This window comes from Moraxella nonliquefaciens (assembly GCF_001679005.1).
Taxonomy (GTDB): Bacteria; Pseudomonadota; Gammaproteobacteria; order Pseudomonadales; family Moraxellaceae; genus Moraxella; species Moraxella nonliquefaciens.
On record NZ_LXTW01000023.1, the window covers coordinates 1 to 15,295 of the forward strand.

General features: G+C 41.3%; 16 protein-coding genes. 3 read left to right on the forward strand and 13 right to left on the reverse strand.

Annotated elements, in window-relative coordinates; genetic code table 11:
- The first annotated feature begins 302 nt into the window (after nt 1-302).
- A complete protein-coding gene (upp, locus tag A7456_RS06330; RefSeq protein WP_066884896.1) occupies nt 303-932 on the forward strand; it encodes a uracil phosphoribosyltransferase in 630 nt (209 codons plus the stop codon).
- A 6-nt stretch (nt 933-938) separates the two neighbouring features.
- Here the strand turns inward: upp and A7456_RS06335 are convergent, their stop codons facing one another.
- Both A7456_RS06335 and A7456_RS06340 read right to left on the reverse strand, forming a co-directional pair.
- Nucleotides 939-1,781, reverse strand: a complete 843-nt coding sequence (locus A7456_RS06335; RefSeq protein ID WP_227713265.1) for a metal ABC transporter permease — start codon at nt 1,779-1,781, stop codon at nt 939-941.
- Nucleotides 1,782-1,818: 37 nt separating this feature from the next.
- The gene (locus A7456_RS06340) at nt 1,819-2,190 is read right to left on the reverse strand and encodes a helix-turn-helix domain-containing protein (RefSeq protein WP_062500299.1); all 372 of its coding nucleotides are present in this window, start codon (nt 2,188-2,190) and stop codon (nt 1,819-1,821) included.
- A gap of 110 nt (nt 2,191-2,300) precedes the next feature.
- Between A7456_RS06340 and A7456_RS06345 the strand changes: the two genes are divergently transcribed.
- Nucleotides 2,301-2,762 carry a surface-adhesin E family protein gene (locus tag A7456_RS06345; protein WP_067008776.1) on the forward strand — a complete coding sequence of 154 codons (462 nt, stop codon included), beginning with the start codon at nt 2,301-2,303 and terminating at the stop codon, nt 2,760-2,762.
- Between the two features lie 79 nt (nt 2,763-2,841).
- Nucleotides 2,842-3,711, forward strand: a complete 870-nt coding sequence (locus tag A7456_RS06350) for a DUF3761 domain-containing protein (RefSeq protein WP_067008779.1) — start codon at nt 2,842-2,844, stop codon at nt 3,709-3,711.
- 20 nt (nt 3,712-3,731) lie between these two features.
- Here A7456_RS06350 and A7456_RS06355 read toward each other — a convergent pair whose 3' ends face one another.
- The 11 genes from A7456_RS06355 to erpA all read right to left on the reverse strand — a co-directional run bounded on the left by A7456_RS06355 (nt 3,732) and on the right by erpA (nt 15,206).
- Nucleotides 3,732-4,577, reverse strand: coding sequence for a metal ABC transporter permease (locus A7456_RS06355; RefSeq protein ID WP_067008782.1), 846 nt, complete (start codon nt 4,575-4,577; stop codon nt 3,732-3,734).
- Nucleotides 4,574-5,587: a metal ABC transporter ATP-binding protein gene (locus A7456_RS06360; RefSeq protein WP_320158677.1), complete on the reverse strand. Its 1,014-nt coding sequence runs from the start codon at nt 5,585-5,587 to the stop codon at nt 4,574-4,576. Before A7456_RS06360 ends, A7456_RS06355 begins: the two co-directional genes overlap by 4 nt.
- A gap of 111 nt (nt 5,588-5,698) precedes the next feature.
- The gene (locus A7456_RS06365; protein WP_320158678.1) at nt 5,699-6,661 is read right to left on the reverse strand and encodes a metal ABC transporter substrate-binding protein; all 963 of its coding nucleotides are present in this window, start codon (nt 6,659-6,661) and stop codon (nt 5,699-5,701) included.
- A gap of 470 nt (nt 6,662-7,131) precedes the next feature.
- On the reverse strand, nt 7,132-7,389 hold the full coding sequence (locus A7456_RS06370) for a GlsB/YeaQ/YmgE family stress response membrane protein (protein ID WP_067008785.1): 258 nt from the start codon (nt 7,387-7,389) through the stop codon (nt 7,132-7,134).
- Nucleotides 7,390-7,824: 435 nt separating this feature from the next.
- Nucleotides 7,825-9,222, reverse strand: a complete 1,398-nt coding sequence (gene mpl, locus A7456_RS06375) for a UDP-N-acetylmuramate:L-alanyl-gamma-D-glutamyl-meso-diaminopimelate ligase (RefSeq protein WP_067008790.1) — start codon at nt 9,220-9,222, stop codon at nt 7,825-7,827.
- A gap of 100 nt (nt 9,223-9,322) precedes the next feature.
- A complete protein-coding gene (locus A7456_RS06380; RefSeq protein ID WP_067008793.1) occupies nt 9,323-9,865 on the reverse strand; it encodes a disulfide bond formation protein B in 543 nt (180 codons plus the stop codon).
- Nucleotides 9,840-11,405, reverse strand: a complete 1,566-nt coding sequence (gene gshA, locus A7456_RS06385) for a glutamate--cysteine ligase (protein ID WP_067008795.1) — start codon at nt 11,403-11,405, stop codon at nt 9,840-9,842. The genes A7456_RS06380 and gshA overlap by 26 nt, the downstream gene beginning before the upstream one ends.
- A 435-nt stretch (nt 11,406-11,840) precedes the next feature.
- Nucleotides 11,841-12,197 carry a hypothetical protein gene (locus A7456_RS06390; protein ID WP_067008798.1) on the reverse strand — a complete coding sequence of 119 codons (357 nt, stop codon included), beginning with the start codon at nt 12,195-12,197 and terminating at the stop codon, nt 11,841-11,843.
- 332 nt (nt 12,198-12,529) lie between these two features.
- Entirely contained in the window at nt 12,530-13,336 is an 807-nt protein-coding gene (gene dapB, locus A7456_RS06395) for a 4-hydroxy-tetrahydrodipicolinate reductase (protein ID WP_067008801.1), read from the reverse strand.
- 157 nt (nt 13,337-13,493) lie between these two features.
- Nucleotides 13,494-14,693: a molecular chaperone DnaJ gene (gene dnaJ, locus A7456_RS06400; RefSeq protein ID WP_067008805.1), complete on the reverse strand. Its 1,200-nt coding sequence runs from the start codon at nt 14,691-14,693 to the stop codon at nt 13,494-13,496.
- Nucleotides 14,694-14,873: 180 nt separating this feature from the next.
- Nucleotides 14,874-15,206, reverse strand: a complete 333-nt coding sequence (erpA, locus tag A7456_RS06405; protein ID WP_066884936.1) for an iron-sulfur cluster insertion protein ErpA — start codon at nt 15,204-15,206, stop codon at nt 14,874-14,876.
- Between the last annotated feature and the right edge of the window lie 89 nt (nt 15,207-15,295).

Sequence of the window (15,295 nt, forward strand, 5' to 3'; positions counted from 1 at the left end):
TGGGGGTCAAGGGGTTTTTTAGGTTTTTGTAAAATATTTGTAGGGGGTTGATTTTTAGGGGGTTTTATAAATTAAAAATGACCGTGTAACTGACTTTTTATCATGATGGCATAAGAATCATCTTAAACATGCACCCTTAATATTTTAGAAAAATTTAGAATCATCAATGAGTTGTAAATAAATCTGCATTTTATTAACACTTGACTCTCACCAAATAAATCATCAAAAACATTTCATGGCGTCCCACTAAATGGTAAAATATGCCAAATTTTCTATTTTTATAACTTTTATTGAGAATCATCATGCAAATCACCATCATTGACCACCCTCTTGTCCGCCACAAATTATCCCTCATGCGAGAAAAAAACTGCTCCACCTATACGTTTCGTACGCTGACCAACGAACTTGGAAGGCTGATGGCGTATGAAGCAAGCCGTGATTTTGAGACCGAAGATTTTGACATGAATGGCTGGGACGGAAATACCATCAAAGGTACACAAGTCAAGGGCAAGACGGTAACACTGGTACCGATTTTACGAGCAGGGCTTGGCATGTTAGATGGCGTACTTGACCTACTACCTACCGCCAAAATCTCGTTTGTCGGCTTGCAACGTGATGAAGAAACGCTTGAACCTGTACCATTTTTTGAAAAATTTGTCAAAGACATTCATAAACGCCCTGCCCTGATTTTAGACCCCATGCTTGCCACAGGTGGTAGTATGGTGGCAACCATTGATATGCTAAAAAAACATGGATGCAAAAGCATCAAAGCCTTGGTACTGGTCGCCGCCCCAGAGGGTGTGAAACTTGTCAATCACGCCCATCCTGATGTTGAGATTTTTAGTGCATCGCTTGACAGCCATTTGAACGAAAATGGCTATATCATCCCAGGTCTTGGAGATGCTGGCGATAAGATTTTTGGTACTCGCTAAATTACTCTACGCCAGTCTTAATGATTGGCGTTTTTGTTTTATTTTTGAGATGACAACTGCCAAAGCAAACACCATTGCCTGCAACAGCACAATGGTCGCCCCTGTTGCCGAATCCAAATGAAAACTTAAAATCACACCCAAAAAACTTGTCAAACACGAACTTATCACAGCCACAGCCAGCATGGTATGAAATCGTCTACACAAAACAAATGCTGTAATGCCAGGGGAGATAAGCATGGCTACCACTAAAATTACACCAACTGCAAACATGGTAACCACAATCGTAGCGGACAGCAAAATAAGTAACCCATAATGTAATACCCTAGGCGATAATCCTGCTACACGGGCGTGGCTTGGGTCAAAACAATACAAGAGCAAATCCTTACCCTTTAACAGCACTACTCCCAAAATCACCGCACAAATGACCATCGTTTGGATGAGCATATCATGACTGATGCCAAGTAAGTTGCCAAACAAAATATGCTTTAAGTGCTGATCGGTATCTATCTTAGTAAACATGACAAGACCCATAGCAAACATGCCTGCAAAGACAATGCCCATGAGTGTATCTTCTTTGATGCGAGTGTTGTTTTTTAAAAAACCCACTGACACAGCACATAAAAGCCCCGCCACAAAAGCCCCAAACGATATCGGAAGTCCAAGCCAAAACGCCACAATGACCCCCGGAAACACAGCATGGCTAATCGCATCACCCATAAGCGACCAACCTTTTAGCACCACATAGCACGACAGCACCGCACACACTGCCCCAACAATGAGTGATGACAATAGGGCGTGTTGCATAAAGGGATAAGATAGGGGGGTTAGGAGAAGGTCGGTTGGGGTCATTTTTCACCTTTAAAAACTGCAACCAATGGTTGCAAAATTAAGCTTTATCCAAAAGTTTTCTTAAAAGTTCAATTTCTTTGTCTTTTTGGGCGATGATTTCGTCTTTGTGCGATGCGGTTAATTTTAATTTTTCAATTTCAGAAATTAAATTTTGGTCATTATTATAGTAATTATTGCTATAATTTTCACTAATTTGACAAACAACATTTTTATTATCTAATTTCAATAACTCAATTACTTTAACACCCAATAATTCGGCAATTTCGTCCAATCTTTCTAAATTAGGCATACTTTCACCACGCTCTATTTTGGCATAGCCGTTTCTTGTAAGACCTAATTTGTCCGCCATTTGTTCTTGTGTCCAATGGCGTTCTTCTCGCAATTCACGAATGGCGACAAAATCAATCATAAAATACCTATTATCAGTTGTCAAATGACAAGTTTAAGTTGGTTGCAATTTAAGAAAAATTATTGTAACATAAGGACGATTATTTGGCAAATTAAATATGGGTAAATTTTATGAAAAAGCTAATATTATTAGGTCTATTATTATCAAGCAGTCAAGTGGCAATGGCGGTAAATTGGGTGAACACAGGCGTAACAGGAGAGCAAAAACAAATAATTTGGATAGATATTGACAGCATATCAGGTTATTATTTTAATAACTATGATAAAAACAATTACTATGTAACTGCTTGGTTAAAATTTGATTACCCTACTTCTCAAAAACTAAGAGACGGTCGCTCATATCATCAAGTAAAGGAGCTTTGGTATTTTGATTGCTTAGCTGGTAAATCAAATTATGGTGATGTGGTATTTTATGCCAGTAATGGCAATTTGGTTGTTAGTGGTAAGAACAATCATCTATCTACTTATTCATCTAGTAATTGGGATAGGATTGTTCCAGATACAGTAGCAGACGGTTTATCAAAAACAACCTGTAATTTTTATAACATCAAATCAGCTTATCAAACCAAATAAGGAAGCATTATTAAACTTCCACACAATTTTATCTTAATACACCAGTAGAATTATTAGAATATATAAAAATGGAATATTTATGAAAGATAATCCTTCTGCAAATCTTGTCGTAGCCTACATATATCTCACTCCATTTATTGCTTTTTTATTGATTATTTTATATATATTTATCGGTTTGCCATTTCAAAATAAATATAATTTTGAGAAAGAAATACAAAAATATGAAAATATGGCAAAAAATGGAGATATATTAGCACACTTTGAACTGGCTCACTTATACAAACGCGGATATCCTTATTTTCTTAGTTTAGATTCTGATGTGGATTTACAAAAATCCGCTTACTGGTATGAGCAAGCAGCCCTAAAAGGCGATGCGGAAGCTCAATACAAAATTGCCGAAATCTATCAAAACGGTATTGGTATTCCAACGAATTTAAAAAATGCAAGTTATTGGTATGAGCAATCTGCCATACAAAACAATAGCGATGCACAATTTCAACTTGCTGAAAATTGGAAAAATGGTGCTGGTGTTCCGAAAAATAACAACAATGCAATTTATTGGTACACAAAATCAGCCGAAAATAACAATACTCAGGCAATGGAAAAAATCGGCATCATTTATCACGACGGTTTATTGGGTGTGGCGAAAAATAAGGAATTGGCACTAAGTTGGTTTCAAAAACTTAGAGATATGCCCAATTACATAATAAATAGCGATATAAATGCGAGATTATATTTTCTTGAAAACCCAATAGAGATTGCAAAACCACAGCAACCAGAATTACAAATCCCCCAACAACAATACACCAATACAAACAAATACTATCCATCAGAACATTATGGGTATAGCAAAGAGCCTACCGCTCAATGTTGGGACGGTACTTATAGTTATAGTTTAGGTAGGCGAGGCGTTTGCTCTGGACACGGCGGTGTCAAATATTGGTTTTAATTTTGCAACAGCCTGTTGCATTATTCCACTTTCCTTTTTCTCAAAACCCCAAACTTCCCCGAAAACAAAAATGCCCCAACAAAACACAGCGTTTGAAGTAGCACAATCACACCGCCTGTCGCCCCGTCTAGGTAGTAGCTTAGATACACGCCAAGCCCGCTTGTGGCTACGCCCAAAAATCCTGCGATGAGGATAAGCGGACGAAATCTATCGGTAAGCTGATATGCCGTTGCCCCTGGGGTGATAACCATCGCAATCACCAAAATCGCCCCCACTGTTTGTAGTGCCGACACCACGCACGCTGACAATAAACTAAAAAACAGCAGTTGATATATTTTTGGTGACAATCCAACTGATTTGGCGTGAATCTCATCAAAAAAAACAAGCAGTAAATCTTTCCAAAAAACAAGTAAGAAACCAAGCGACACCGCCATAACAATCGCTACCTGCATCATATCGCCATCACTAATGCCCAAAATATTACCAAAAATAATCTCTTGAACATTGACAGATGTGGGATTGACAGAAATAATAAATAACCCCAACGCAAAAAATGTGGTGAAAATAAAACCGATTACCGCATCTTCTTTTAGGTTGGTCAAGGATTTTACCCACAAAATCGCCAAAGACGCCAATATTCCCGAAAAAAACGCCCCAATGGCATAAGGCAATCCCAAAGCATACGCAATCGCCACCCCCGGTACGACCGCATGAGATAGGGCATCACCAATAAGCGACCAACCTTTTAACATCAAATAAGCAGATAAAAATGCACATACCCCACCAACCAAAGACGATAGCACCATCGCTTTGACCATATACTCATAGGCAAATGGCTCAGCAAGTAAGACAAAAAGCTCACTCATGGCACATCCTTATTTGGAACTAAAATGGGGTTTGGTATTATGGTATCAGTTTTTGGGTTGTATAATTGCACACCGTCATCTTTTGGTCGTTTTTGGTTCATATTGACCTGACACACACCAGTTACCTGTGTGGTTTTATCTCTGTGATGATGCTTGGATGTCTCATCATGCACCCCATAAAACACCGCAGGCACTTCATCATCTGCCAAAATCGTAACCGCACGGCTGTCATCATCATCATGTAAGTCCTTACCTGCCAAACGAATTTGTCGTAACACGCCACCAAATACCTTTTCCAAATTTTGCTGAGTAAAAGTGTCTTTGGTTGTACCGCTTGCCAGTACGGTGCGATTTATCATTACCACCTGATCACAAAATTCAGGAATTGTTCCCAAATTATGCGTAGAAATCAAAATCAAATGTCCCTGTGCTTTTAGCTCATCCAGCAAGGTCATGATCGCTTTTTCGGTTTTGACATCAACGCCTGTAAAGGGTTCGTCAAGCAAGATAATTTTGCTTTGTTGGGCAAGAGAACGGGCCAAAAATACCCGCTTTTTTTGTCCACCTGACAATTCGCTGATTTGCCTGTCCTTTAAATGCAAAATGTCCACCCGAGCCATCGCATCATCCACTCTTTGGCGGTCGCCTGCTTTGGGCATTCGCAAAAAATTCATATAGCCATACCGCCCCATCATCACCACATCATAGACCGATACAGGAAATTGCCAATCCACTTCTTCGGCTTGAGGAACATAGGCGACAAGATTTTGTTTTAAGGCGGTATTGATGGGAAGACCACAGAGCAAAATTTGCCCTGACTGGGGTTTAATCAGTCCCATGATGGACTTAAATAGTGTGGACTTACCAGAACCATTTACTCCAACCAAGGCACAAGTTGTACCGCCTGTTAGGCTAAAATTCATATCAAAAAGGGCGTGATGACCGTTGGTATAACGTACGGACAAATTCTGAACGCTGATGCTGACAGTCATATTGTGAATGTGAGTCATAAAATATTAAAAATTGATTTAAAAAAGATAGAAAATTTTCAAAATTTATATGTTTTTTAAATCAAAAATTTGGCAAGACAACTCTCTTATCTTGCCAAATTAGCTTATCAATCATTTTTGGGCTTTTGCATCCTCAAAGCCTTTTACCACCGTACTTGTCGTTACATTTAATAAGTCAAGATAAGTTGGTACAGCACCATCTTTTTCGCTTAGGCTGTCCACATAAAGTACGCCACCATAATACGCCCCTGCCTCCTTAGCGACTTGTTTGGCAGGTTTGTCCGATATGGTGCTTTCGCTAAATACCACAGGGATTTTGTTGGCTTTGACCGTGTCAATGAGTGTTTTGACCTGTTGTGGCGTACCTTGTTGCTCGGCGTTAATATCCCACAGATAAGCTTCTTTTAGTCCATAGTCTTCTGCCAAATAACTAAACGCCCCTTCTGATGTTACAAGCCAGCGTTCATTTTGGGGAATGTTGGCAAATTTGGCACGCAGTGGCTCGTCCATGGCTTTGATTTTTTGGGCGTACTCTTCGGCATTTTTGATGTACACTTCTTTATTTTTGGGGTCGTGAGCGATGAATGCGTTTTTGATATTTTCTACATAAATCAAGGCATTAGACGTAGACATCCAAGCATGTGGATTTGGCATATCCTTGTATGAGCCTGCCTTAATGGGAATGGGCGTGATACCATCTGTTACTACCACCGCAGGAATGTCTTTGGCGTCTTGATAGAATTTTTCAAACCAACGTTCCAAATTCATGCCATTCCACAAAATCAAATCGGCTTCTTTGACCTTAGCAATGTCCTTTGGGGTCGGCTCATAGTCATGAATCTCCGCTCCTGCCTTGGTAATGGACTCAACGTCTGCTGCGTCTCCTGCGACATTTTGGGCAATGTCTTCAATAATGGTAAAGGTCGTTATCACGTTCATTTTTTCGGTTGGGGTAACAGGTGATGGCATCTGTTCGGTTGTCTCACTGGGTTGATTATTGCCACAGCCGATTAGGGTAAAGCACAGTCCCAAACAGGTTGCCCATTTTTTAAATTCAAAAGAGGTGAACATCATAAAAGCTCCAAACAAAGTCACCAAACGCCAAAACCACCACAAATTCCATCATAGAAACATCTTAACATGCTTATCAAGACATATCAGCAAAGCAATATAACACAACACAGCCGCTTAATTTGTGGTAATTTTTGACGTTAAGCATACATTAATTAACATCACCCTTATTATTATGATTTGAATACATATAAATGCACATTCAAACCATGTCATGAACAAGGGATTTATATGATAATAATACTCATTATTTATTAAAAAATCAAGGGATTTGTAAAATAAATCATCATCAACTGTTGACAGTCAGGTCATCTTTATGTTTATCAAGATGATACTCATCACGAACCATGTTAAATCCTATGTACATTTTACCACAAAATACCCCAAAAAATTAGGACATCTAACTTTTGGGGTAAAGTTCTTTTTTTTTGGGGGGGGGAGTTTATCAAATCAAATTTTAACAAATGCTTAAATCACTTGATGCGTCTTTTACCTGTGGCAAATTCGTAGATGAACAGCACGATGATAGCACCGATGACTGACAGCACCAAACCACCAAAGCCACCATTGGCTGACAAACCCAAAGCACCTGCCAAGAATCCACCAACAACCGCACCGACAATACCTAAGATGATGGTCATAATCCAACTCATTGGATTTGCACCTGGTTTAATGGCTCGTGCCAACAGACCAGCGATAAAACCGACAATAAGCGTCCAAACAATACTCATGAGATCTCTCCTAATTAATGCCCATTAATGCCCAACTGGGCATGTCTGTCCGTGCCTGTCATTGATGGTATTTTGTAAAAGTAAAATATGATGGCTAAATCATTTACCCATCCAACTAAAACCGTTACCAACCATCCAACCGCCAAAGACAGGCACACCCTAAATCATGCACTTTTTACATTCGCATTTTTTATTTAAAATACAATTATTTAAAATACGAAAATCACGTAAAAATCACCACGTAAAAAGCACATGAATTGTAACCCAATCTTGCCACCCGTACCACCCCAAAAACGTTAATAACGTAGAACAAGTGTCAAATCTTGGGCAGATTTTTGGTGCTTTGGTTAAAAACTTAGTAAATATACGATGGTTTTGGGGTTTTTTTGTAAAATGAACACAACAACTCACCAAAAAAAGAAGCGGTAATGGCAGTTAAGCCAATATGTCCAAAATCCGCCCATGTATCCCCTCAAACGCCCCATTACTCATGACCACAATGGCATCATCTGAGCGTACATTTGCCTTGATGAATGCCAATACCTCATCAATGCTATCAAGCACAACCTGTCCATTTGTATGACCAATGGCTTCTTTTAGTCCCCATGACAAACCCTTTGGCTCGTACCAAATAACACCATCCGCCAATGACGCAGATAAGGCAAGCTGTTCCTTATAAATACCCAGCTTCATGGTGTTAGAGCGTGGCTCAATAACCGCCCAAATCTTACGACCCATCAGCTTCTTTTTAGCACCGTCTAAGGTGGTAGTGATGGCGGTTGGGTGATGGGCAAAATCATCATACACCTGCACACCCCCAACATCACCAATGAGTTCCATACGGCGTTTTATCCCTGCAAAGTCCGACAGAGCTTTACATGCCATCGCCACACTCACGCCCACGCTGTACGCCGCTGCAATTGCCGCCAGAGCATTGTTGACATTATGCACACCGCTCATGCCCCAGTTCACCACACCCATTTCATCGCCTGCTTTATTGACATGTTTCACGTGAAACACCGAACCATCCTCTTCTGCCAGAGTCGCTTGCCAATCACTCTCATCGCTCTCATCGCCCACCTCTGTTCGCCATACTGGTGTCCATACGCCCATATCTAGGGTATCTTCTAGGCTTTTTATGTCTTTTGGCATGATAATTTGACCGCTTGGGGGTATCATGCGAATCATGTGGTGAAATTGGGTTTGGATTGCTTTTAAATTGGGGAAAATGTCGGCGTGATCGTATTCTAAGTTGTTTAAAATGACGGTTGTGGGGCGATAATGCACAAATTTTGAACGTTTATCAAAAAAAGCACTGTCATACTCATCCGCTTCAATCACAAAATAGTCCTGCCCCAAATACGAACTGTGGGCAAAGACTGACTGCAATCGCTCATCATCAGTATTGACAAGGGGCACACCACCGATTAAAAAACCTGTGTCAATCCCTGCATACTGCAAAATCCAAGCCAGCATGGTTGTGGTTGTGGTCTTGCCATGCGTGCCTGCCACTGCCAAAACATGGCGTTCTTGTAGGAGATGCTCTGATAAAAACTGTGGGGCGGATGTGTAGCGAATCCCCTTATCAAGCATATACTCTACCGCTTGCATGCCACGTTTACAAACGTTGCCAACCACCACCAAATCAGGGGCAGGATCTAAATGAGCGGATTTGTACCCCTCTAATATCTCAACGCCTGCTTGCTGTAACTGTGTACTCATGGGCGGATAAATGGCACTGTCCGAACCTGTAATAGTATGCCCAAGCGAACGTGCCAACAGGGCAAGCGACCCCATAAATGTGCCACAAATACCCAAAAAATGAATGTGCATGATGTTGCCTTAATGATGATATAACTGAGATGATTTGGCAGATTATAGCAAATTTTGGCAAATGACGGTTTTATTTACACAAAAATTTATTCGCTGTTGCTCATATCTGTTTTTTTAATATCCCAAAAAGCCCAAAACTCAACATCACCAAAAATACCACAAACATCGCCAAAGTCAGATGAGGTATGCCAAATCCTGCCATTTGCCAGTCCATCAGAGCACATTCACCCGAACCTTTTAGCACTTCTTGAAATACCTGTAAAATCGGTAAAGTATCCACCCAATAGTTTAGCCCAGGGCCGCAGGCAGGCACTTCATCGGCAGGCAAATGCTGCAACCACACATGACGAGCTGCCACCCCAAGCCCCCACAGTGCACCAAATACCATGCCAACCCACAGGATGAGTTTACCCCACAGCTGTTTGGGATTGATGAGCATGCCAACAAAGGCAAATGCCCCCATTATCCACACGCCCATCCGCTGAAAAATACACAAAGGGCATGGGTCAAGCCCCAAATGACGCTGAAAATAAAAAATCGCCACAAGGGTTGCCACAACTGATAAAGCAAATATGCACGTGCATAGTGTGCCAAAAGTTGGGTATTTTGGTATGATATTATCTGTATTTTTGTAAGTAGTCATAAAAATCTTGGGTCTCTTCTCGCTCTAATTGCTGTTGGTCAGCAAAGGACTGTATGGCAATATTGGCATAATAGAACGCATCTTCGTTGCTAAGAGCATGGGTGAGTAAGGATTTATGGTGTTTTTGGGCAAGCATTTGCCCCAATTGCCATGTACTGCCCAATCTTTGGCTGTCAGATATGACCTGAGCGGATGGTGTAAAGTTGGGATTGATTGCCATGCCTTGCATGAGTGAGAGTGCCAAACGGTAGTCGTTACCACCGTGATACTCATCAAAAGCATCAGCGATGGATTGCATCTGTTCAAGAGTCTGCATTATCCATACCCTCAAAGGTTGTTTACCATCGGAGGTGATGATGGTTGTGTGAGTATCTCGCCCATCATTGACCACTTTATCAATATTTACCGACAGCTGTTTTTCTTCATCAGGCAACAGTTTGGGTGAGTCCGACAGCAAGCAATATAACGCCAAAATCTCCAAAAAGCATGCCGTGGCAGTTGTAATACCAATATCACTGTATGGGTCTAGGTCAATGGCACGAAATTCAACATAAGCGATGCCCCGAGATGCTAAGGCTTGGGTCGGTGTCTCACCAAAGTGCGTCACTTGCTTGGGGCGGATGGGGCTATAAAATTCATTTTCAATCTGTAAAATGTGGTCATTAATCTGCACAGGATTACCGTCTTTATCGTCCACACCAATATCCGTAAAGTCGGTAAAAGACGTACCAATCGCTCGGCGTAGCCCTTTGATGTATTCATCTAGGTCATTATAGCGAATGTCCAAATCCTCTTGTACACTATTGGTATAGCCCAATTTGCCCATCCTTAGGCTCGTTGCATGTGGTTTATAATAGGTGCAAGCCTCATCACACTCACCCAAAGGAATCAAATCATGTATGCGACCTGTCAAAAAGCACTCGCACACGCTTGGGCTTGCCCCCAGAAGATACAAAACAAGTGGGGTTAGGCGTTTAAAGTTGCGAATAAGCCCCAGATATTTTTCATTTTTAAAGGCTTGTAAATCATCACGCTTTTCATCATCCGCCCATACTTTGAACAAACCATCGCCAAAGGATAAGTTATAATGCAATCCTGCAATGGTCTGCATTTTACGACCATATCGCACTCCAAGCCCTGAACGATACAGGGTTTTAAGCCGTCCGATGTTAGATGTGCCATAATTGGCAAGAGGAATGTCTTTGTCATCATCTGATAACATGCACGGCATGGACAATGGCCACATCATCTCATCATTTTCTAGTGAGCGGTGCACCAAAACATGTAAGGTACGTAGCATGTCTAGGGCATCTTTGATGGTTGCTTTGGGTGCGGTGATGAGTTCAAGCAAATTCTCAGAATAGTCGGTGGTAATATAAGGATGGGTAAGTTTTGAACCGAGACGGGCAGGATGAAAAGTCTTGGCAGAATAGCCATCGGGCTGCATGCGTAGACCTTCTTTTTCAATGCCCCGTTTCATACCCGCCACAAGAGCTGAGTTAAACCATATGGGCAACATAAAATGTTGAGATGCGTTCATTGTATTATCCAAATAAATATTTAAGCAACCAATACGAAAATTTTTGACTTCCCATCCTTGTCATTTGGGGTTACTTCTAAAAGATGGCAAATCTATCGCAAAGTTTAAATGATGGTAAGTATCAACACGATACACCTTACGAGATTCCTATTTTAAATCAACCCTGCCATTAGGACTGTCAACGACACAAATTGGCTCATGTGCACTTAAAATGTTTTAGTGCTAAAATGTCTTAGTGATTAAGTGGTTGCATACCTATAATTTAATCTTACCTAACCATTCTTTATAAGACATTAAGCAGTGTTTGATAAGTATAGCAAAACTTATGACATTTAACAAATGTCTTAATCCTGTCATTTTTAAGCATGGGATTAAGACAGTAAAGAATAAAAAACACCTCCCACAAGGAAGGTGTTTTTAAATGGCTGTCTAAAATTAAGAGAAATCTAGTTCAGTTTCAAAACCTTTTAGGCTGTGACGAGCCATTGCTAGGTTTGATTTTTGACGGTCAAGTACTAGGTACAAGAATAGGTTCTCGTTACGAACCAATGGACGAAGTAAGTGGTATTGACCGCTTAGTGTGATTAGGATGTCTTCAATAGAATCGTTAAGGTTCAACGCTTTTGCAGTTTTACGCTTGGCACGTACCACCTCAGTGTTACCAGCAGATGCCAATTCTAGGTCAAGACCGCTACCCAAAGTCGCCAAAGCAAGACCTGATTCGCTATCAACCAACGCTGCTGCGATGAAACCGTCGATGTCGCCCAAGCCGTCAAGAGATAATTTAGCCATGATGTTATTCCTTAAAAAGTAAGTTAAAATTGGATTGATGACGATTTAAGTAATAATTACCAATGATTAAAATCAAATTAACAAGTTAATTTAGGTTTTAATAACCATAATAACAAATTACTAAAAACCATCATGCCATAACGAAAGCCATAGAAACTTCGTATACACAGAAACTTCACATAGACACTTCGTTATGTATATATTAAACCACACCACAAAACAAAATACAAGTATTATTTTTAAAAAGTGTCATAAAAAATGGATGAATAAAACAGACCATCATTTTTGGATAAATTTCATACAAAATCAGATACAACAAACCATTTGGCAAGTTATTTATTTTTAGGTTTAAGTCCAAGCACATCCTGCATGTCATACATCCCTGTCGGTTGGTCATGTAGCCACAGACCCGCTCGCACCGCACCATCAGCGAAAATCATGCGACTTTGGGCTTTGTGAGTTATTTGGATAATCTCACCATTTGTGATAAATTCTACCGTATGCTCACCGACAATCTCACCCCCACGCACCGCATGAATGCCAATTTCACCGTCGGTACGTTTGGCTTGCCCTTGTCTGCCATAGATGGCGGAGGTTTTGAGTGTTTGTCCACGAGCATCCGCCACGGCGTTTGCCATCATGAGAGCCGTGCCAGATGGTGCATCAAGCTTGTGTTTGTGGTGGCGTTCTATAATCTCTACATCAGCGTCCGCCCCCAGCACTTTGGCGGTGGTAGCAAGTAGGTTTAATGATAAGTTCACCCCTGTGGCGTAGTTGCCAGCATAAACGATGGGAATGTGTTTGCTGGCATCATGTAGTTTACTTTGTTGGGTCTCATCAAGTCCTGTTACCCCCATGACAAGGGCGATTTTGTTGGCGACACACGCCTTTAACACATCATCTAAGGCATCAGGCAAGCTAAAATCAATGAGTACATCCACCCCTGAAAAATCTGGCGTGGAGAACGTAACACCGCATTTATCCACACCGACAAACTCGCCTGCATCCACACCAATTAGACCAGATATGGGGCGAACAAATGCCCCCACTAGGTTGGCAGTGGGATTGTCTAACGTGGACTGAACAAGCATGCGTCCCATGCGACCTGATGCCCCCATGATTGCAATGTTTTTTGTCATGATGATTATCCTTGTGGTTGGCTGTCTTAACGTTGCGTGCAATACTGCAAAAAGATGATTTGATGATAACCAAAAATTTATCAAAAGTAAATTTAAAAATAAAAAACACGGCAAATTTACCGTGTTTTATCCGACAAAGACCCAATCACGCTTGCCATCAGTCAAAAATGTCTTTGACCTCATCTTTAATTTTATCAAAAAACCCTTTTTTCTTAGCACTTGCCCCATTGTTGCCATCTAAGGTTTTGGCAAATTGTTCAAGCAGGGATTTTTGCTCACTCGTTAGGTTGGTTGGTGTCTCAACGATGATTTTGCACAATAAATCGCCCTGCATGCCACCACGCACCGTCGTTACACCCTTACCACGCACTCTGAGTAGTTTACCGCTTTGGGTACCCTCGGCGACTTTGATTTTTAGGCGACCACCGCCCAATGTAGGAATCTCTACCTCATCACCAAGGGAGGCAACTGCGATGCTAACGGGAACCTCAATGTGTAAATCTGCCCCATTTCTGGTAAATATCTCATGTGGTTTGATGTGTGTCTCTACATACAAATCACCATTTGGCATACCATTATCGCCCGCTTCACCTTTGCCTGATAAGCGGACACGGTCGCCATTGTCCACACCAGCAGGGATGGAGACTTCTAGCGTCTGAGATTTTCGCTGTGTGCCCTCGCCATGGCAGTCAGGGCAAGGATTTTTTATTTTTTTGCCAGTGCCATGGCAATCAGGACAGGTTTGTTGCATGACAAAAATGCCCTGCTGCATACGCACCTGACCATGTCCACCACAGGTAGGACAGCTGACGATGTCGCTGGCAGATTTTGCCCCTTTGCCATCACAGCTATCACAGTTAATGTTTGTACTATATGTAATTTGTTTTTTACAGCCTGTTGCTGCCTCTTCTAGGGTTAGGACAATTTGATAGAGCAGGTCTGCCCCTTTATTGGCACGAGCACCATGGGAGTTACGAGCACCGAACATCTCACCAAAGATATCACCAAAACCACCGCCAGCATTACCCCCAAAACCGCCACGAGTGCCACCCCCAAAGAAACTGCCAAAAATGTCATTTAGGTCATCGGCACTAAATCCACCAGCATTACCAAAACCGCCATTATTCATGCCTTGTTCAAAGGCACTATGCCCCATGCGGTCATAAGTGGCACGCTTTTTGGCATCTGAGAGTACCTCGTAGGCCATCGTTGCTTCTTTAAATTTGCTCTCAGCATCTGGATCGTCTGGGTTTTTATCAGGGTGGTATTTCATGGCAAGACGGCGGTAGGCTTTTTTAATCTCTTTATCATCTGCTGACTTATCCACACCCAAGATGGTATAAAAATCTTTACTCATAGGTTGTTCCAATTGGCATTTAGCTACTTAGGCGATTCAATTAAGATCGCAATATAAAATAACAAAGTTGCCTATTTATGGTGTTTTTATGCCATTTATCAAGCATGATGGGGATGATTTTTAGCAATTTGCAAAAATTTATGGCAAGATCATCCATATCCACAGTTATCATGGGGCATGTTAGATGGAAAAAGACGAACCACAGCCACAGGTGGTTGTGGCATTTGGATTATCCACAACAAAGCGAGAGCCTTCGAGTCCTTCGATGTAATCAATGGTTGAACCGTGTAGATACTGGTAGCTTAGACTGTCCACCACAAGCGTGGCATCGCCATTGTCAAATGTGGCATCATCATCATCTAATTGGTCCGCAAAATCAAAGCCATAAGAAAAACCCGAACAACCTCCGCCAGTTACATAGACCCGAAGCATCAGTTCGTGATTGCCCTCTATGTCTTTTAGTTTTTGTAGTTTTTTGGCGGCGTTATCGGTTAGGGTCATGATGTTTTGCATGATGGTCTCTTTTTTAAAACTTTTGGGATAATTATACCATAATAAGCCCAAATTTTAGCGATACAAGGTATAATAGACGATTTAACTCA